Origin of the sequence: Stenotrophomonas sp. 364 (assembly GCF_009832905.1) — a bacterium.
GTDB lineage: Bacteria > Pseudomonadota > Gammaproteobacteria > Xanthomonadales > Xanthomonadaceae > Stenotrophomonas > Stenotrophomonas maltophilia_AP.
Genome location: NZ_CP047135.1, coordinates 634,582 through 653,203 on the forward strand (window position 1 = coordinate 634,582; position 18,622 = coordinate 653,203).

Here is an 18,622-nt window from a genome sequence, read left to right on the forward strand (position 1 = left end):
ACTGCACATCGCGTGGATCGGTCCGGTGGAACACTATGGGCATGGATACCCCGTCGCCTTCGTCGCGCACGCGCTGGCTCGGCTCGCGGCAGCAATGGTTCGAGCGCTTGGCGCTGTGGGGCGGGGCAGTGGCGGTGGCGCTGGCCGCCATCCTGTTCGCCAAGGCCAGCGACGCGGCATTCGCGCTGTTCCGGCGCATCTACGATGCCTCGCCGTGGTGGCCGCTGCTGCTCACCCCGGCCGTGTTCGGCCTGTTGGCCTGGCTCACCCATGGTGCGCTCAAGCCCACCCGCGGCAGCGGCATTCCGCAGGTGATCGCCGCGTTGGACAAGCCCGATGCCGACTTCCGCCAGCGCAACCTGTCGCTGCCGGTGTCTGTCGGCAAGCTGGGGCTCACGGTGCTGGCCTTGCTGGGCGGGGCGTCGGTCGGGCGCGAAGGCCCCACCGTGCATGTCGGGGCCAGCCTGATGTACGTGATCGGGCGTGCGCTGGGCTTCCGCGACCCGCGCCACGCCGGCCACTTCCTGTTGGCCGGTGGTGCGGCGGGCATCGCGGCGGCGTTCAACACCCCGTTGGCCGGGGTGGTGTTCGCCATCGAGGAGCTGTCCGGGCGGCTGGAGCACCGTTTCTCGGGTGCACTGCTGACCGCGGTGATCGTGGGCGGCGTGGTTTCGTTGGGGTTGCTGGGCAATTACACCTACTTCGGCCGGGTCGATGTCGCATTGCCGCTCGGCATGGGCTGGCTGGCGGTGCTGTTGTGCGGGGTGGTCGGCGGTCTGGCCGGGGGCCTGTTCAGCCGCGTGGTGCTGGCCGCCATGGACGGTCGCCCGCGCTGGCTGGGGCGCGCGCGGGCGTCGCGGCCGGTGCTGTTCGCCGCCGCGTGCGGGCTGCTGCTGGCGCTGCTGGGACTGGTGTTCGGCGCGGGCGCGTTCGGCACCGGTTACGAGCAGGCCCGCGGGCTGGTGCAGGGGCAGGCGCTGGTCGGGCACGAATTCGGGCTGATGAAGCTGGCTGCCAACCTGGTGTCCTACATCGCGGGCATCCCGGGCGGGCTGTTCTCGCCCGCGCTGGCGGTCGGGGCCGGCATCGGCCACAACCTGGCCGCACTGCTGCCGGGGGTGGACCCGTCGGCGGTGGTGCTGCTGGGCATGTGTGCCTACCTCACCGGGGTCACCCAGGCGCCCTTGACCTCGGCGGTCATCTCCATGGAGCTGACCGACAACACGGACATGCTGCTGCCGATCCTGGCGGCGGTGCTGCTGGCGCGCGCGGTGTCCTCGCTGGTCTGCCACCAGCCGATCTATCGCGCGCTGGCGCAGCGGCTGCTGGCGGCGATGCCCGCCGCGCCCGCGCCGGTGGTGGGTCGGCCAGATGTCTGAATGCGGAGCGCGCTGCCTGTCGGTGGCGCCAACAGCGCTTTTTCTTTGCCTCCAGCCCTGCAACAATGGCGGGCTGAGCATCTGCTCGCGAAAGTGGCGGAATTGGTAGACGCCCTGGATTTAGGTTCCAGTGCCGCAAGGCGTGGGGGTTCGAGTCCCCCCTTTCGCACCATCCCATTCCCGGCGCTGGCCGGCACCATGACGATGGGCACGTCCCGGATCCCGGGAGACGGCGGCATGCTGCCCTGGTGCGCCTTCAGGGCCGCGCCCGGCCCGCGCTGGCGGCGCTGGCCGTTATCGGCGAAACTACAGGGCTGCGGCGGGCATGCGCGTCAACGACCCCGCGTTCTAAACCCGTTCCATCCATCACATCGTGCCGGGGGCGTTGCCGCCGGTGGCAGGAGTCAACATGCAAGCTTCGATCGAATCCACTGGCAATCTGGAACGCCGCCTGACCTTCTCGCTGCCGGAAGACCGCCTGCAGACCCACATCAGTGGCCGTCTGGGCGAAATCGCCCGCACCGCGCGGATCAAGGGCTTCCGCCCGGGCAAGATCCCGGCCAAGGTGATCGAACAGCGTTTCGGCCAGCAGGTCCGCAGCGAAGCCGTCGACGGCCTGCTGCGCGAGACCTTCGATGCCGCCCTGCGTGAGCACGAGCTGCGCATCGCCGGCACCCCGCGCATCGACAAGGGCGAGGAAGGCGAATTCTCCTTCGTGGCCACCGTCGAGCTGATTCCGGACTTCGGCGACGTGGACGTCAGCAAGCTGACCGTGGTGCGCCACAGCGCCGAGATCAGCGATGCCGACATCGACCAGATGATCACCAACCTGCGCGAACAGCGCCGCAGCTGGAGCCCGGTCACCCGTGGCGCGCAGGAAGGCGACCTGGTCGCGCTGGAAACCTTCTCCCAGGCCGGCGATGAGCGCCTGCCGGCCGAAGGCAGCGAAAAGGGCAGCGTCATCGTGGGTCAGGGCATGATGTTCGAGCAGATCGAGCAGGGCATGATTGGCATGACCAAGGGTGAAGAAAAGACCCTGGACGTCGAATTCCCGGCTGACTGGCGCGTGCCGGCCCTGGCGGGCAAGCAGGTGAAGGTCACCGTCAAGGCCGTGGACGTCTCCGCGCCGGTGCTGCCGGACGTGGATGAAGACTTCATCAAGAGCTTCGGCGTGAAGGGCGGCGACGAGGAGCAGTTCCGCAAGGACATCCGCGCCAACCTGGAGCGCGAACTGAAGGGTGCTCTGATGAACCGCCTGCGCCGCGAAGTGGGCGAGCAGCTGATCGCCGCTTACGCGTCGGTCGAAATGCCGCCGCGCCTGGTCGAGAACGAAGCCCGTGCCATGCTGGGCCAGCAGATCGAGCAGATCCGCCGCAGCGGCCGCAACCCGGGCGAAATCCCGGCCGATGCCCATGAGGGCTTCAAGGACGCCGCCGCCAAGCGCGTGCTGGTCGGCCTGCTGGTGGGCGAAGTGGCCCGCAAGAACGACCTGCGGCTGGACCCCAAGCGCCTGAATGAAACCATGCGCCTGATCGCCTCGACCTACGAAGAGCCGGAGCAGGTCATTGAGATGTACCGCAATGACCCCCAGCTGATGAGTGGGCTGCAGAATCGTGTGATGGAAGAGCAGGTGATCGACTGGATCGCCGAGCGCGCCCAGCACACCGAAGAGAAGCTGTCGTTCCAGGACGCGATCCGCCAGTAAGCGGCCGCGTTTTACGCCCCGCGCTCCGGCGCGGGGTTGTTCCCCCCAAAATAGGTGCCTCACTAATGGACAACCGAACCACAGCCCTGAACATGGTTCCGATGGTGGTCGAACAGACCAGCCGCGGCGAGCGCGCCTATGACATCTATTCGCGCCTGTTGAAAGAGCGCCTGATCTTCCTGGTTGGCCCGATCGACGATCACATGGCCAACGTGGTGGTGGCGCAGCTGCTGTTCCTGGAAGCGGACAACCCGGAAAAGGACATCAGCATCTACATCAACTCGCCCGGTGGCGTGGTCACCGCCGGCATGGCGATCTACGACACCATGCAGTACATCAAGCCGGACGTGAGCACCATCTGCGTCGGGCAGGCCGCCTCGATGGGCGCGCTGCTGCTGGCATCCGGCGCGGCCGGCAAGCGCTACGCGCTGCCGAACTCGCGGGTGATGATCCACCAGCCGCTGGGCGGCTTCCAGGGCCAGGCCACGGATATCGACATCCATGCCCGTGAAATCCTGACCCTGCGCTCGCGCCTGAACGAGGTGCTGGCCAAGCACACCGGCCAGTCGCTGGAGACCATCGCGCGCGATACCGAGCGCGACAACTTCAAGAGCGCCGCCGACGCGGTGGCCTACGGGCTGGTGGACCAGGTGCTCGAGCGCCGTCCGGAAGAGTCGATCACCCCGGCATGATGCTGCAGCCAGGCCGGCAAACCGGCTTGTTTCCGCGGGGTCGGGCGGACTGGTGTCCTCCCGACCCTGTGTTATTCTCGAATCGAACCCCCGTTCAGCGGGTGGGGTAACTGGGTAAGCGAAGCATGAGCGAAGACCGCCAAGGTCGTTCCACGGACACCGGCAAGATCCTCTACTGCTCTTTCTGCGGAAAGAGCCAGCATGAGGTGCGCAAGCTGATTGCGGGCCCGAGCGTGTTCATCTGCGATGAGTGCGTGGAGCTGTGCAACGACATCATCCGTGAAGAACTCGAGGAAAAGGCCCAGTCGGCGCGCAGTTCGCTGCCCAAGCCGCGCGAGATCCTCGAGGTCCTTGACCAGTACGTGATTGGCCAGAACCGGGCCAAGCGCACGCTGGCCGTGGCTGTGTACAACCACTACAAGCGCATCGAGAGCCGGCAGAAGAACGACGAGGTCGAGCTGGCCAAGTCGAACATCCTGCTGGTCGGCCCGACCGGTTCGGGCAAGACGCTGCTGGCCGAAACCCTGGCCCGCCTGCTCAACGTGCCGTTCACCATGGCCGACGCCACCACGCTGACCGAAGCCGGTTACGTGGGCGAGGACGTGGAAAACATCATCCAGAAGCTGCTGCAGAAGTGCGACTACGACGTCGAGAAGGCACAGCAGGGCATCGTCTACATCGATGAAATCGACAAGATCTCGCGCAAGAGCGAGAACCCGTCGATCACCCGTGACGTGTCCGGCGAAGGCGTCCAGCAGGCCCTGCTGAAGCTGATCGAAGGCACCGTGGCCAGCGTGCCGCCGCAGGGCGGGCGCAAGCATCCCCAGCAGGAATTCCTGCAGGTGGACACCAAGAACATCCTGTTCATCTGCGGCGGTGCGTTTGCCGGGCTGGACAAGGTGATCCAGGCGCGCTCCAACGATTCGGGCGGCATCGGCTTTGGCGCCAAGGTCAAGAGCGCCGAGCGCAAGCAGGAGATCGGCAAGGTGCTGGCCGAAGTCGAGCCGGAAGACCTGATCAAGTTCGGCCTGATCCCGGAATTCGTCGGCCGCCTGCCGGTGGTGGCGACCCTGGAAGAGCTGGACGAGGCCGCCCTGGTGCGGATCCTGACCGAGCCGAAGAACGCCATCACCAAGCAGTTCAAGAAGCTGTTCGAGATGGAGCACGTCGAGCTGGAGTTCCGCCCCGACGCCCTGGCCGCGATCGCCCGCAAGGCGCTCAAGCGCAAGACCGGTGCCCGTGGCCTGCGGACCATCGTCGAATCGGTCCTGCTGGACACCATGTACGACCTGCCGTCGGCCGAGAACGTCAGCAAGGTTGTCGTGGATGAATCGGTGATCGAGCACAAGTCCGAGCCGTACCTGATCTACCAGACCCCGCCGGCCCCTGAACAGAAGGCCGCGGGTGCTGAATAATCGGCTCAAGCAATTGAATTGATAGAAGTTTTTCAGAACAGCTTGCATCTAGAAGCCGATGGCCCCATAACGAGGCCATCGGCTTTTTTTGTATCCGGGCGAGGCCGCCCGGAGGCCATCCCCACTGTTCCACTGGAGCCCACATGGCCCGTTCCCCAATTGAGACTCTCGACCTGCCGGTACTGCCGCTGCGTGACGTGGTGGTGTTCCCGCACATGGTCATTCCGCTGTTTGTCGGCCGCGACAAGTCCATGCACGCGCTGGAACAGGCGATGGCGGCGGACAAGCGCATCCTGTTGCTGGCGCAGAAGTCGGCCGAGACCGACGATCCCACCGCCGCCGACCTCTACCAGGTCGGCACGCTGGCCCAGGTGCTGCAGCTGCTTAAGCTGCCCGACGGCACCATCAAGGTGCTGGTCGAAGGCCTGTCGCGGGTCAATGTCACCCAGGTCACCGAGCGCGACGGCGCGCTGCAGGGCATCGCCACCGAAATCGAATCGGACGAGTCGCGCGAGCCGCGCGAGATCGAAGCGATCGCCCGCTCGCTGATGTCGCTGTTCGAGCAGTACGTCAAAACCAACCGCAAGCTGCCGCCGGAACTGCTACAGACCCTGGCCGGCATCGATGAACCGGCGCGCCTGGCCGACACCATCGCCGCGCACATCAGCGTGCGCCTGGCCGACAAGCAGCGCCTGCTGGAAACCCTGCAGATCGGTGACCGGCTGGAAATGCTGGTGGGCCTGGTCGACGGCGAAATCGACGTGCAGCAGATGGAAAAGCGCATCCGCGGCCGCGTGAAGTCGCAGATGGAAAAGAGCCAGCGCGAGTACTACCTCAACGAGCAGATGAAGGCCATCCAGAAAGAACTGGGTGACCTCGACGACGCGCCCGGCGAGCTGGACGAACTGGCCCGCAAGATCGCCGAGGCGGGCATGCCCAAGCCGGTGGAAACCAAGGCCAAGGCCGAGCTCAACAAGCTCAAGCAGATGTCGCCGATGTCGGCCGAAGCTGCGGTCGTGCGCAACTACCTGGACTGGCTGCTGGGCGTGCCGTGGAAGAAGCGCACCAAGGTGCGCAAGGACCTCAAGGCCGCGCAGGACACGCTGGATGCCGATCACTTCGGCCTGGACAAGGTCAAGGACCGCATCCTGGAGTACCTGGCGGTGCAGTCGCGCGTGAAGCAGATGAAGGGCCCGATCCTGTGCCTGGTCGGCCCGCCCGGCGTGGGCAAGACCTCGCTCGGCCAGTCCATCGCCAAGGCCACCAACCGCAAGTTCGTGCGCATGAGCCTGGGCGGCGTGCGCGACGAGGCCGAAATCCGCGGCCACCGTCGCACCTACGTCGGCTCCATGCCGGGCCGCATCGTGCAGAACCTCAACAAGGTGGGCAGCAAGAACGCGCTGTTCGTGCTGGACGAGATCGACAAGATGTCGATGGACTTCCGTGGCGATCCGTCGTCGGCGCTGTTGGAAGTGCTGGATCCCGAGCAGAACAACGCGTTCAACGACCACTACCTGGAAGTGGACCTGGACCTGTCCGAAGTGATGTTCGTGGCGACCTCCAACTCGCTCAACATTCCCGGCCCGCTGCTGGACCGCATGGAAGTGATCCGCATCCCCGGCTATACCGAGGATGAAAAGCTCAACATCGCCATGCGCTACCTGGTGCCCAAGCAGCTCAAGGCCAACGGCCTGAAGCCGGAGGAACTGGAGATCGAGGCCGACGCCATCCAGGACATCGTGCGTTACTACACGCGCGAATCGGGCGTGCGCAACCTCGAGCGCGAAGTGGCCAAGATCTGCCGCAAGGTGGTCAAGGAAATCGCGCTGGCCGGCCCCGCCGGGCTGCCCAAGCCGGCCAAGGCCGGCAAGAAGGGCGGTGCGAAGAAGAAGGCACTGGTGGTGGTCACCGGCAAGAACCTGGACAAGTACCTGGGCGTGCGCCGGGTCGATTTCGGCCGCGCCGAAGAACAGAACGAGATCGGCCTGGTCACCGGTCTGGCCTGGACCGAAGTGGGCGGCGACCTGCTGCAGATCGAATCGACCCTGGTCCCGGGCAAGGGCCAGCTGATCCTGACCGGCCAGCTGGGCAACGTGATGAAGGAATCGGCCTCGGCCGCCCTGTCGGTGGTGCGTTCGCGTGCCGAGCGGCTGGGCATCGACAACGAGTTCCTGCAGAAGCACGACGTGCACGTGCACGTGCCCGACGGCAGCACCCCGAAGGATGGCCCCAGTGCCGGCATCGCGATGGTGACCTCGCTGGTGTCCACGCTGACCAAGGTGCCGATCCGCGCCGAAGTGGCGATGACCGGCGAGATCACCCTGCGTGGCCGCGTCACCGCGATCGGCGGGTTGAAGGAGAAGCTGCTGGCCGCGCTGCGTGGCGGCATCACCACGGTGATCATCCCCGAGGAGAACCGCAAGGACCTGGCGGACATCCCGGCCAATGTCACCCGTGATCTGAAGATCATCCCGGTGAAGTGGATCGAGGAAGTGCTGGACCTGGCGCTGGAGACCCCGCTCACCCCCAAGAAGGCCAAGAAGGATGGGGCGCGCGTCACAGTGCGCGGCAAGAGCAAGACAGCTTCCACCACGCGCGTCAAGCATTGACGTGTGCTGTCGAAATGCCCGAAACCCGCGTCGTTATTGGCTTTTCAGCTTGCGCGGGTAGGGGTGCACTGGTATAAAAGCACCACTCGCGAGTCAGTACGCACTGATGTCGGCGAATCGAGAACTTCACTGGCATCCGGCCGCAGTCTGGGTCGGATGCTTCACTGTCGAACATGCGGAATCCCCGCCAAAGGAGCTGTACAGAATGAACAAGACCGAATTGATCGACGCCGTTGCCGAGGCCGCCGACCTGACCAAGGCCGAGTCCAACCGCGCCGTCGATGCCGTCATCGCTTCCATCACCAAGGCCCTGAAGGGCGGTGACGCTGTGACGCTGGTGGGCTTCGGTACGTTCCAGGTTCGCGCACGTGCTGCCCGCACCGGCCGCAACCCGAAGACCGGCGACACCATCAAGATCGCTGCATCGAACAATCCGTCGTTCAAGGCTGGCAAAGCCCTGAAGGATGCCGTAAACTAAGCGGCTTGCTGGGGTGCTTAGCTCAGCGGTAGAGCGTCTCCTTTACACGGAGAGGGTCGGGGGTTCGAAACCCTCAGCACCCACCACAGCACCGCAGTAGAAGTTTGAGATTTGGAGCGGTAGTTCAGCTGGTTAGAATGCTGGCCTGTCACGCCGGAGGTCGCGGGTTCAAGTCCCGTCCGCTCCGCCAGTTTCAAGAAGGCCCCTGAGCAATCGGGGGCCTTGTTTTCTCCGCCGACGCAGGTCGCGGTGAAGGCGGTAAAGCCGACCGTTGGTTGGCTGAAAAAAGTTAAAACATGGAGCGGTAGTTCAGCTGGTTAGAATGCTGGCCTGTCACGCCGGAGGTCGCGGGTTCAAGTCCCGTCCGCTCCGCCAGTTTTAAAAAATCCTCGAAAAAAGCAGTCTTCGGGGTAGGTTTTCTGAATATCTTCGGATAGAATGAGCGCCTGCAAAGTTTCAAGCGCGGAGCGGTAGTTCAGCTGGTTAGAATGCTGGCCTGTCACGCCGGAGGTCGCGGGTTCGAGTCCCGTCCGCTCCGCCAATCTTTGAAGAGCCCCTGGTGCAAACCAGGGGCTTTTTTTTTGGTTTTTGTCCCGACGAACGGGAGTGTCTTGTTGCAAGGTCCGGAGCAGAGGGCGTGCATCCATTCACGTGCGTCTTGATTGTCCAGGCGACGTTGTGGATCGGGGCGCAACTCCGTTCGTGACTGCCGCGAGCGTGAGGGCCCCGCAGCGGCCGGTAAGCCCCTGGCGCAAATGCCCCCGGCCTGGCGGCCTCCTCCTTTATTTTGCCCAAGGGGCCTACCGGCCGCTACGGCGCTCGGCTTGCGGTAAGGAGGGGGAAGCCAGGCTTTTCTGGCGCTGTTGGTGGATCGGGCGCTGGGCCCCCATGCCCTTGGAGGCGAAATAAAGGGGGAGGTGGCGACCGCAGGCCGACGCCGGAGGACATTCGCCGGAAAGGGCATGGGGGCCCAGCGCCCGATCCACCGACCACCGCGCCCGGAAAAGTCCACCGCACCTGTCGTGCGTGCCGCGCCGCTGGCAGAAGAAAGAAGAACCGGTTCTGTCTAACGCGGCAGCGTCAAGCGCGTCGTGGTCAGCTGCCCCTGCCGGGATCGATGTGATGGCGACATCGGGCGGCCCGCAGACGTTGCGATGGCCGCGCCGCGCCTGCCTGCGATGGTTTTGGAGCCACGCCGGAAGCGGGTTACACTGCCCGGCTCGCCACTCAGGCCATGATTTTTCCCATGCTGCAGAAACTTCGCGACAAGACCTCGGGCTGGATCGTTACCGTGATCCTGGGGCTGCTGATGATTCCGTTCCTGTTCGTGATCGACTCCAGCTACCTCGGTGGCGTGGGTGCGCAGAACGTGGCCAAGGTGGCGGCACCGCCGACCTGGTGGCGCTCGGCGCCGTCGTGGTGGCCGATGTCCTTCCTGTGGCAGCACCACGAGATCAGCTCGCAGGATTTCCGCGTGCGTTTCGAGCAGGCCCGCCAGCAGGCGCGCCAGGAGCAGGGCGAGAACTTCGACCCGCGCGAATTTGAAAGCACCGAAAACAAGCTGGCCGTGCTCGACCAGATGATCGACGAACAGGTCGTGCGCCTGGCCGGCGAACAGTCCGGCATCGTGATCGGCGACAACGCCGTGCGCGAATACATCGCCGCGATCCCGGCCTTCATCGGCCCGGACGGCAAGTTCAACGACAACCAGTACCGCCTCGCGCTGGCCGGTGGCAATCCGCCGCGTACCCCGACCCAGTTCGAGGCCCTGGTGCGTGAGAGCATCCAGCAGTCGGTGATTCCGTCGGCGCTGCAGGTGTCCGGGTTTGCCACCGCCGCCGAAGCCGAGCGCCTGCTCAAGCTGCTGGGCGAAACCCGCGACGTCGAACTGGCCGCGCTGCCGGAACTGCCGGCCGACACCGCCGAGGTGACCGACGCGCAGATCAAGCAGTGGTACGACAGCCACACCAAGGATTTCCGCCAGCCGGAAACCGTGACGCTGGAATACGTGGAAATCAACGGCGCGAACCTGCCGGCGGCTGCCCCGGCCGACGAAGCAGCCCTGCGCAAGCGCTATGAAGAGGAGAAGGCGCGGTTTGCCACCCCGGAACAGCGCCTGGCCTCGCACATCCTGATCGCCGCCGATGGCAGCGACCCGGCCAAGCTCAAGGCCGCCGAAGAAAAGGCCACCCGCCTTGCCGCCGAGGCGCGCAAGCCCGGCGCCGACTTCGCCGCACTGGCCAAGGCCAACTCCGAAGACCCCGGCTCCAAGGAACACGGTGGCGATCTGGGCTGGGTCGAGCGCGGCGCGATGGTGAAGCCGTTCGAGGACGCGCTGTTCAACATGCAGGCCGGTGAAGTGACCGGCCCGGTCAAGACCGACTTCGGTTACCACGTGCTGCTGCTGCGCGAAAAGAAGGGCGGCGAAGGCCGTCCGTTCGAAGACGTGCGCGACCAGCTGGCGGCCGAAGCACTCAAGGCCGACAACGAGCGTGCGTTTACCGACCTGAGCGGCCGCCTGGTCGACCTGGTGTACAAGAACCCGACCTCGCTGGAAGGCCCGGCCAAGGACATGGGCCTGCCGGTCCAGACCCTGGGGCCGTTCACCCGCACCACCGCCAGTGGCATCGCCGCCAACCCGGCCGTGCTGCGCGCCGCGTTCTCCGACGTGCTTACCCAGGACGGCACGGTCAGCGACCCGATCGAGCTGGCGCCGAACCACAACGTGATGATCCGCGTCACCGAGCACAGCCCGGAGCAGGCGATGCCGCTCGCCAAGGCGCGTGACCAGGTGATTGCCGCCATCCGTGGCGAGCGTGTCCGCGCGGCGTCGGAGAAGGCCGCCGATGCGGTGCTGGCCAAGCTCAAGGCCGGCCAGACCCTGCAGGCGCTGACGGTCAGTGACAAGCTGCAGGTGACCCCGCTGCCGGGCCTGCCGCGTACCCAGCCGGTGCCGACCCCGGAAATCAACCGTGCGGTGTTCAGCACGGCGCTGCCGGCCGACGGCAAGCCGAGCTACGGCAAGGTCGCCATGCAGGGCCGGTACCTGGTCTTCGCGGTGAACAAGGTCACTCCGGGCAACCTGGCCGAGATCCAGCCGGAGCAGAAGAAGGCCTTCACCGATCAGCTGAACCAGATCGATGGCATGGCCGCCGCCAAGGCTTACATCGACGCGATGCGCAAGCACTACAAGGTGCAGACCGAAGAGGCCAACCTGTAACCGATCCGGTTGCAGTGGCAGCAGAAGGCCCGGCATTGCCGGGCCTTCTGCGTTGTGGGGCAGGCCGAGGTCGGTACGCAGCCTGTCGGCCGCACCTGATGGCTCGCACGCTCGCCATCCCGGTAGGGGCGCGCCCCAGCCGACCGCCGACACGCCGGATCGGCGCGATGTCGGCATGACCCCAACCGGCGCTGCCGCCCATGGCGGCCCCTCGGTACGCAAGGGGAGCGTCTGCCGGCCCCCGGAAACGACGATGCCCGGCAACGCCGGGCATCGTAGGTACCGCATTGAACCGATCAGCGCGGCCGGGGGCGGCGCGCCGTATCAATCTTCCACGCGCAACACCGCCCCTGGCTTCAGCACGCTGCTGCCGGTGAGCCCGTTCAGCGACAACAGCGCCTTGAGCGGCATCCCGTACCGGCGCGCAATGGTCCACGGCGACTCGCCGTCACGCACGGTGTGGTGGCGGTTGCGGGGCCGGTCGGCACTGCTGGCCACGGTCCGGGCCGCGCGCGCGGTCGGCGCGCTGGCCGTGGCGGCTGGCGCGGTCTCGGTGCGGTCCGGGGACTCCACGGTGGCCACGGCAGCCATCACCGCGGCGCTGGCGTCGACGGGGGCGTGCGTGGCCGGTGCCAGTACCGTCACCTGGCCGCTGGGGCGGCCCTTGCCGCTCGCCAGGGCCGGGTTGAGCCGGGCAATCCGCGCCGGGTCCAGCGAGCGCTGTGCGGCCCACTGCTGGACGCTGGTGCCCGCCGGCAGGGTGTGGCCCTTGAGCACCGGCACCGTGCGGTCCAGCGAGGCCATCACGCCGGGCTTGGTTTCGGCGTTTTCCAGCACACAGGCCAGCGCGTGCAGCTTCTCGACGTAGGCATAGGTGATCGGCGACAGCCCCGGCAGTTCGGCCGGGCGCGCGTTCTGCGCGTTCATGCCGGCCTTGCGCAGCGATTGCAGCACCCGGTACTCGCCGGCGTTGTAGGCCATGGTGGCCAGGCGCCAGTCGCCCCCGAACATACCGTGCAGGGTCTTGAGGTAGCGCACCGCGGCCTGGGTGGAATCCACCGCAGACAGGCGGCCGTCGTAGCCCGGGGTCATCTGGACGCGGTGGTTCTTGGCGGTGGTGGCGATGAACTGCCACAGCCCGGCCGGGCCGGTGCCATTGCGGGCATTGGGCCGGTAGCCGCTTTCCACGAACGGAATCAGCGCGAACTCGGTGGGCAGGTTGGACCGGCGCAGTTCTTCGACCACGTAGCCAAACAGCACCAGGGCATCGTCATCGGTATTGGCCAGCCGTGACGGGGCGTGCGCGAACTGCTTCTGCCACCGTGGGCTGGTGGCCTCGGCGTTGCAGGTGGGTTCGGCCAGGCCATCGCGGAAGCTGGCGAAGATCTCCTGCCCGTTGCGCACCGAGACCGGCGGCAGGGCGGCGGGGTCCAGGGGCAGCTGGGAGAGCCCGGCCACGTTCTGCGACATTCCCGCACTCAACGACTGGGCGCTCGCGCCGCCGGCCAGGGACAGTGCCAGGCCGAGCGCGAGCGGCAACAATCGCCGGCTCATGTACCGAATCCGTCTTTCCAGCCGCGCAAGCCTGCGACGACATCGACTTCATCGGTGACGGGGCGACCCAGGTGGGCACTGACGGCCTGCTGGATCGACGGCGTTCCGGTACGCAGGAACGGATTGCAGTGAAGCTCGCTGGCCAGTGACACGGGCAGCGTAGGACGGTCATCGCGGCGCATGGCCAGGGCCTCCTCATGGCGCTGCAGCAACGCAGCGTTGGTGGGGTCGACATGCCGCGCGAAGACGGCATTTGACACGGTGTATTCGTGCCCGCAGCACAACAGCAGGTGCGGGGGCAGGGACGCCAGCTTGTGCAGGGATGCCAGCAGCTGGGACGGCGTACCTTCGAACATGCGGCCACAGCCCAGGCTGAACAACGCATCGCCACTGAAAAGGTGTTCAGCGGTGTGAAACGCGATGTGGAACCGGGTGTGGCCGGGCACGGATACTACGTGGAACCTTTGGCCCGCTGCCTGAATGCATTCACCTTCAGCCACCCGATGGGTGGCCATCGGGATGCGCGGATCGTCCGGTGCATACACCGCAAGCCCCGGATACCGGGCCTGCAGCGCGGCCACGCCGCCGATATGGTCGTTGTGGTGGTGGGTGAGCAGAATCGCCGTGGGGGTCCATCCCTGCTGCGTTGCGGCAGCCAGAACCGGGCCGGCGTCGCCGGGGTCGACCACGACCGCCTGGCCGTCATCGGCGACCAGCGCCCAGATGTAGTTGTCCGCAAATGCGGGTAGGGCAGTGAGTCGCATAGAATTGGACCATGCCCGCCACGCCGAGCCCCCGTCAAGCGTCAGTCGCATCCTGGTTTGATACTGAACCGGCACATGTGCTGTGCCAGTTGGAATTCCGGCGGCTGATGCCGTTGCTGGCCGAGCGCCCGGTCACGCCGTGGCTGTGGCTCGCCCCCACGGCCGCCTGGGCGGCCCTGCCGGACCTTCCCGGTCGCGGCCTGCGCCTGCACCGGGCTGGGGCAGGGTTCGCCGGCGACACCCGCTGTGGCCTGCCGCTGCCGCTGCCGGACGAGAGCGTCAACGCCATCGTGTTGCAGCACGTGACCGCCCGCGATGCCGAGCAGTTGATCGGCGAGTGCGAGCGGGTGCTGATGCCCGGTGGCCGGTTGTGGCTGTCCACGCTCAACCCGTTCAGCCCCTACCGCCGCCAGTGGCGCCAGCACGGCCTGGTGGTGCGCAGCCCGCAGCGGCTGCGGCACACCCTGGAGCGGGCCGGCCTGAGCTGTGATGGGCTGAGCTACCTGGGGCCGATGTGGCGTGACTGCGCCCCGGGCCAGCGCAGCTTCGCGCCCCTGCGCGCGGCCTGCCTGTTCACCGCCGAGAAACGCACCCCGGCCCTGCCGGGACCTACGCCGCTGCCGGTCCCTCGATGGGCCGGTACCGTGGCGACCTGATCTGGACTGCAATGAAAACAATCGAAATACACACCGACGGTTCCTGCCTCGGCAATCCCGGGCCCGGTGGCTGGGCGGCATTGCTGCGCTACAACGCGCACGAGCGTGAACTGAGCGGTGGCGAAGCGCATACCACCAACAATCGGATGGAGCTGATGGCGGCCATCTCCGGGCTGGAAGCGCTGACCGAGCCGTGCAACATCGTCCTCTTCACCGACTCGCAGTACGTCCGGCAGGGCCTGACCCAGTGGATGCCGGGCTGGATCCGCAAGAACTGGAAGACCGCCGGCGGCGACCCGGTCAAGAACCGCGAGCTGTGGGAACGCCTGCACGCGGCCACGCTGATGCATACCATCGACTGGCGCTGGGTGAAGGGCCATTCCGGCGACCCCGACAATGAACGCGTGGACCAGTTGGCACGCGACGCCGCGATCCGGATCCGCGCCGCCGGCCCGGTACACTGAGCCCATGCGTCAGATCATTCTTGATACCGAAACCACCGGCCTGGAATGGCGGAAGGGCAACCGCATCGTCGAAATCGGCTGTGTGGAACTGCTTGAACGCCGCCCCAGCGGCAACAACTACCACCAGTACATCAAGCCGGACTGCGAATTCGAACAGGGCGCGCAGGAAGTCACCGGGCTGACCCTGGAGTTCCTGGCCGACAAGCCGGTGTTCGCCCAGATCGCCGAGGAGTTCCTCGCCTTCATCGACGGCGCCGAGCTGATCATCCACAACGCCGCGTTCGACATCGGCTTCCTCGACAACGAGCTGTCGTTGCTGGGGGATCAGTACGGCAAGATCACCGACCGCTGCACGGTGATCGATACGCTGAAGATGGCGCGCGAGCGCTTCCCCGGCCAGCGCAACTCGCTGGATGCATTGTGCAAGCGGCTGGGCGTGGACAACGCGCACCGCCAGCTGCACGGCGGCCTGCTCGACGCGCAGATCCTGGGCGATGTGTACATCGCGCTGACCTCGGGCCAGGAGGAAATCGGCTTTGGTTCGACCGACGACAGCAAGCGCGGCACCGCGCATGCCCAGGCGTTCGATACCTCACGCCTGCTGCCGCGCCCGCGCGTGGTGGCCACCGCGTCCGAGCTGGAGGCGCACGAAGCGCGGCTGGCCAAGCTGCGCAAGAAGGCCGGCCATGCCATCTGGGATGGGCCGAAGGTGGAAGAGGCGGTGGCGTGAGGGCATCACGACCAACGGCCGTGATCCACCGGTTGGTGATGCACCCATGCGATGAACCGGTAGGTCACGACCGTTGGTCGTGACCGGGGCAATCAATGGCAACGCACCAGAATCACGGTGATGTTGTCCGACCCGCCGCCATCCAGCGCGGCCGCCACCAGCGTGTCCACGCATTCCTGCGCGCTGGCGTCATCGAAGGCCAGCGTGCGGGCGATGCCGGTGTCCTCCACTTCCTCGGTCAGCCCGTCGCTGCACAGCAGCAGCTGCATGCCCGGGCGCAGTTCGCCGGTGGTGGTGGCCACGTTCAGATGCGCCGGGTCGGTGACCCCCAACGCCTGCGTCACCACGTTGCGGTGCGGATGGGCACGGGCCTGCTCGGCGGTCAGGTTGCCCTGGGCCACCATTTCCTGCACCACGCTGTGGTCCTGGCTGAGCTGGGCCAGCTGGCCGTCGCGCCACAGGTAGGCGCGGCTGTCGCCGACCCAGGCCACTTCGTACCGGTTGCCCTGGACCCGCGCGGCCACCACGGTGGTGCCCATCGGCAGGCTGTCGTTGCGGCGGCGCGAGGTGCGGATGATCTCTTCATCGGCCACCCGGATGGCGTGCGCCAGCGTCGCGCCGTGGCGGATCTCGCGCACGATGGTCTCGCGTGCCAGCGCGCTGGCCACTTCGCCGCAGGCGTGCCCGCCCATGCCGTCGGCCACCAGCCACAACGCCAGTTCGCCATCGCCGTAGTAGGTGTCCTCGTTGAGGTCACGGCGCAGGCCGGGGTGGGTGAGATGTCCGAATTCGATCATGGGTGGGCTGCAGCCAAAGGGACGTTGCGGGGGATAACGGCATGATCGCGGCCCGCCGGACATCCGGCAAGGCATCCATACAGAAGAAATTCACTTCGCCGGTGCGGAATGACTTGTCGTCAGCGCGTCCTGCCCGTATCATTCGCGTCCCGGTTCGCCGGGACCATCTGGAGAGGTGGCAGAGCGGTTGAATGTACCTGACTCGAAATCAGGCAGGCGTTTATAGCGCCTCGGGGGTTCGAATCCCCCCCTCTCCGCCAGACACAAAGAAAAAGGGCTGCCCGTTGGGCGGCCCTTTTTCTTTGTGTCTGGCGCGGGATGCGACGGCGCTGCGCGCCGTCGCCCCAAACGCTGCTGTGCAGCGTCTGGGCCCGTCCCTTTGCCTGCCTCTCCCCGCCCCTGTCAGGGCAGCCCCTCAACAGAGGGGCTTGTTGCTCCAGAACGGATGTGTGGGGTGAAGCGGACGGAAGGGCGGGGAAGGGAGACCGCGGCGGGTGGGGTTCTGGTGGGCGACGCAGACGGTCCGTTCGACGTGGGTTGACTGCCGGGTCCGTTAAACTGGCGGCCTCACGTAACGGATGGCCCCCATGACCGCTGAAATCCTTGTTCCCGTGTCCTTTGGCGAGCTGCTGGACAAGATCTCGATCCTGCAGATCAAATCCGAGCGCATCGACGATGCGGCCAAGCTGGCCAACGTCCATGCCGAGCTGAGCGCGCTGGACAAGACCTGGATGGCGCACCCGGCCGCAGTGAAGGACATCGCGCGCCTGCGTGCCGACCTGAAGGCGGTCAACGAGCGCCTGTGGGACATCGAGGACAACATCCGCCTGCAGGACAAGGCGCAGGCCTTCAACGAGGACTTCGTCGCGCTGGCCCGCAGCGTGTACCTGCAGAACGACGAACGCGCCCGCATCAAGAAGGCCATCAACCTGGCGCTCGGCTCGGGCTACGTGGAAGAAAAGTCGTACAAGGATTACGCACCCAAGGGCGCGTAACTCCATCGGCCTGCCATGCAGAGGTGGTAGTGCCGGCCGCTGGCCGGCAACCCCGCAATGTCCGTCTCCGCTTGACCGCGCAGCGTTAATTGCGCCGGTCAGGCCGGGCGATGATCGGCGACATACCGCTCGAACGCGGCGATGCCGTCTTCGACGGTGATCAACTGCATCACGTCGTCGAATTCGATCTTGGTGCCCCACTTGAGCGCACTGGCCGGCTTGCCCAGGTACTTACGCGCGGCATCGTCGTAGCGGTCCACGCAGTAGCGTCGGTCGGAGTAGGGGCCGCTGCGGTGCGGGTTGCTGGCCGCGTGCAGGCCCAGCACCTTGGTGCCCACCGCGTTGGCGATGTGCATCGGGCCCGAGTCCGGGGTCATCACCAGCGCGGCGCGTGCCAGCAGCGCCGGCAGCTGCTTCAGCGTGTCCTTGCCGACCAGGTCCAGCGCGGGCGTATCCAGCTGGGCCAGGATGGCATCGCTCATGTCGCGCTCCAGTTCGCTGCGCCCCCCGCACAGCACCACCCGCCAGCCGCGCGCGGTGGCATGGTTGGCCACCGCGGCGTAGCGGTCGGCGTACCAGTTGCGGCGCACATGGCTGGAGCAGGGCGAGATCATCAGCACCGCGCGGCCATCGTCCTGCCACTGCGCCTGCGCCCATTCCACCGCGGCAGGCGGCACCGCCAGATCCCAGCTGACCTGCTGCTGGACGATGCCCAGCGGCTCGCTGAAGCTGCCGATCGCATCCAGTACGTGGATACCGGGGCGGTCGGGAATACGTTCGTTGATGAAAAGGCCGTGAAGATCCTTCGAGCGTGCCTTGTCGTAGCCGATGCGGCGCACGGCCGGCACGAACGCCGACAGCACATTGGCGCGGAAGGCCACCTGCATCTGCAGCAGCGCCTCGAAACGGCCGGGCGGGAAGGTGGCCTTCAGCGCCCGCATGCCGGCCAGGCCGGTCTTCTTGTCGTACGGGTGGAAGACCACGCCGGGCAGGCCGTCGAGCAGTTTGTGCCCGGCCTTGTCGATGATCCAGTGCAGCGACGTGCCCGGCCTGGCCTGCTGCAGGGTCCGCACCAGCGGCACCACGTGGGTGACATCGCCCAGGGCGGACAAACGCAAAAGACACAAGGAAGAGGACGTTGGTGCCATGGTGTTGTTAGACTCG

15 protein-coding genes and 6 tRNA genes are annotated in these 18,622 nt (G+C 66.4%); 17 read left to right on the forward strand and 4 right to left on the reverse strand.

Translation table 11 applies throughout. The features are described 5' to 3' along the window. Positions 1–41: 41 nt before the first annotated feature. From GQ674_RS02950 to GQ674_RS03005, 12 genes are all read left to right on the forward strand, one after another. Entirely contained in the window at positions 42–1,379 is a 1,338-nt protein-coding gene (locus GQ674_RS02950) for a chloride channel protein (protein WP_159495899.1), read from the forward strand. 87 nt (positions 1,380–1,466) lie between these two features. Then, positions 1,467–1,551, forward strand: a tRNA-Leu gene (locus tag GQ674_RS02955). A 237-nt stretch (positions 1,552–1,788) separates the two neighbouring features. Beyond that, on the forward strand, positions 1,789–3,084 hold the full coding sequence (gene tig / locus GQ674_RS02960) for a trigger factor (RefSeq protein WP_159495900.1): 1,296 nt from the start codon (positions 1,789–1,791) through the stop codon (positions 3,082–3,084). A 65-nt stretch (positions 3,085–3,149) separates the two neighbouring features. After that, positions 3,150–3,776: an ATP-dependent Clp endopeptidase proteolytic subunit ClpP gene (gene clpP / locus GQ674_RS02965; protein ID WP_038690153.1), complete on the forward strand. Its 627-nt coding sequence runs from the start codon at positions 3,150–3,152 to the stop codon at positions 3,774–3,776. 125 nt (positions 3,777–3,901) lie between these two features. Beyond that, complete coding sequence (gene clpX / locus GQ674_RS02970) at positions 3,902–5,191, forward strand: ATP-dependent Clp protease ATP-binding subunit ClpX (RefSeq protein ID WP_038690151.1); 1,290 nt, start codon at positions 3,902–3,904, stop codon at positions 5,189–5,191. Positions 5,192–5,334: 143 nt separating this feature from the next. Beyond that, a complete protein-coding gene (lon, locus tag GQ674_RS02975) occupies positions 5,335–7,800 on the forward strand; it encodes an endopeptidase La (RefSeq protein ID WP_159495901.1) in 2,466 nt (821 codons plus the stop codon). A gap of 205 nt (positions 7,801–8,005) precedes the next feature. Further along, complete coding sequence (locus GQ674_RS02980; protein ID WP_038690141.1) at positions 8,006–8,278, forward strand: HU family DNA-binding protein; 273 nt, start codon at positions 8,006–8,008, stop codon at positions 8,276–8,278. Between the two features lie 11 nt (positions 8,279–8,289). Further along, positions 8,290–8,364, forward strand: a tRNA-Val gene (locus GQ674_RS02985). A 27-nt stretch (positions 8,365–8,391) separates the two neighbouring features. After that, positions 8,392–8,468, forward strand: a tRNA-Asp gene (locus GQ674_RS02990). A 108-nt stretch (positions 8,469–8,576) separates the two neighbouring features. Beyond that, positions 8,577–8,653 (forward strand) — tRNA-Asp (locus GQ674_RS02995). 89 nt (positions 8,654–8,742) lie between these two features. Then, positions 8,743–8,819, forward strand: a tRNA-Asp gene (locus GQ674_RS03000). Between the two features lie 705 nt (positions 8,820–9,524). After that, positions 9,525–11,498, forward strand: a complete 1,974-nt coding sequence (locus tag GQ674_RS03005; RefSeq protein WP_159495902.1) for a peptidyl-prolyl cis-trans isomerase — start codon at positions 9,525–9,527, stop codon at positions 11,496–11,498. 324 nt (positions 11,499–11,822) lie between these two features. Here the strand turns inward: GQ674_RS03005 and GQ674_RS03010 are convergent, their stop codons facing one another. Further along, complete coding sequence (locus GQ674_RS03010) at positions 11,823–13,052, reverse strand: lytic transglycosylase domain-containing protein (protein WP_159495903.1); 1,230 nt, start codon at positions 13,050–13,052, stop codon at positions 11,823–11,825. Further along, a complete protein-coding gene (gene gloB / locus GQ674_RS03015) occupies positions 13,049–13,816 on the reverse strand; it encodes a hydroxyacylglutathione hydrolase (RefSeq protein WP_128096571.1) in 768 nt (255 codons plus the stop codon). The genes GQ674_RS03010 and gloB overlap by 4 nt, the downstream gene beginning before the upstream one ends. Positions 13,817–13,827: 11 nt before the next feature. Here gloB and GQ674_RS03020 point away from each other — a divergent pair, with 11 nt between their 5' ends. Genes GQ674_RS03020 through dnaQ form a run of 3 tightly spaced genes read left to right on the forward strand, consistent with a single transcriptional unit; the run spans position 13,828 to position 15,666 of the window. Then, the gene (locus tag GQ674_RS03020) at positions 13,828–14,472 is read left to right on the forward strand and encodes a methyltransferase domain-containing protein (RefSeq protein WP_159495904.1); all 645 of its coding nucleotides are present in this window, start codon (positions 13,828–13,830) and stop codon (positions 14,470–14,472) included. Between the two features lie 11 nt (positions 14,473–14,483). Further along, positions 14,484–14,936 carry a ribonuclease HI gene (gene rnhA, locus GQ674_RS03025; RefSeq protein ID WP_128096569.1) on the forward strand — a complete coding sequence of 151 codons (453 nt, stop codon included), beginning with the start codon at positions 14,484–14,486 and terminating at the stop codon, positions 14,934–14,936. A gap of 4 nt (positions 14,937–14,940) precedes the next feature. Further along, complete coding sequence (gene dnaQ, locus GQ674_RS03030) at positions 14,941–15,666, forward strand: DNA polymerase III subunit epsilon (RefSeq protein WP_159495905.1); 726 nt, start codon at positions 14,941–14,943, stop codon at positions 15,664–15,666. 92 nt (positions 15,667–15,758) lie between these two features. On the opposite strand, the gene GQ674_RS03035 is transcribed toward dnaQ, so the two are convergent. After that, on the reverse strand, positions 15,759–16,463 hold the full coding sequence (locus tag GQ674_RS03035) for a protein phosphatase 2C domain-containing protein (RefSeq protein WP_038690130.1): 705 nt from the start codon (positions 16,461–16,463) through the stop codon (positions 15,759–15,761). Between the two features lie 169 nt (positions 16,464–16,632). On the opposite strand from GQ674_RS03035, the gene GQ674_RS03040 reads away from it, so the two are divergent. Both GQ674_RS03040 and GQ674_RS03045 read left to right on the forward strand, forming a co-directional pair. Continuing rightward, positions 16,633–16,723, forward strand: a tRNA-Ser gene (locus tag GQ674_RS03040). A gap of 327 nt (positions 16,724–17,050) precedes the next feature. Then, on the forward strand, positions 17,051–17,458 hold the full coding sequence (locus GQ674_RS03045) for a DUF6165 family protein (protein WP_159495906.1): 408 nt from the start codon (positions 17,051–17,053) through the stop codon (positions 17,456–17,458). 98 nt (positions 17,459–17,556) lie between these two features. On the opposite strand, the gene GQ674_RS03050 is transcribed toward GQ674_RS03045, so the two are convergent. After that, the gene (locus tag GQ674_RS03050) at positions 17,557–18,606 is read right to left on the reverse strand and encodes a glycosyltransferase family 9 protein (protein WP_159495907.1); all 1,050 of its coding nucleotides are present in this window, start codon (positions 18,604–18,606) and stop codon (positions 17,557–17,559) included. Between the last annotated feature and the right edge of the window lie 16 nt (positions 18,607–18,622).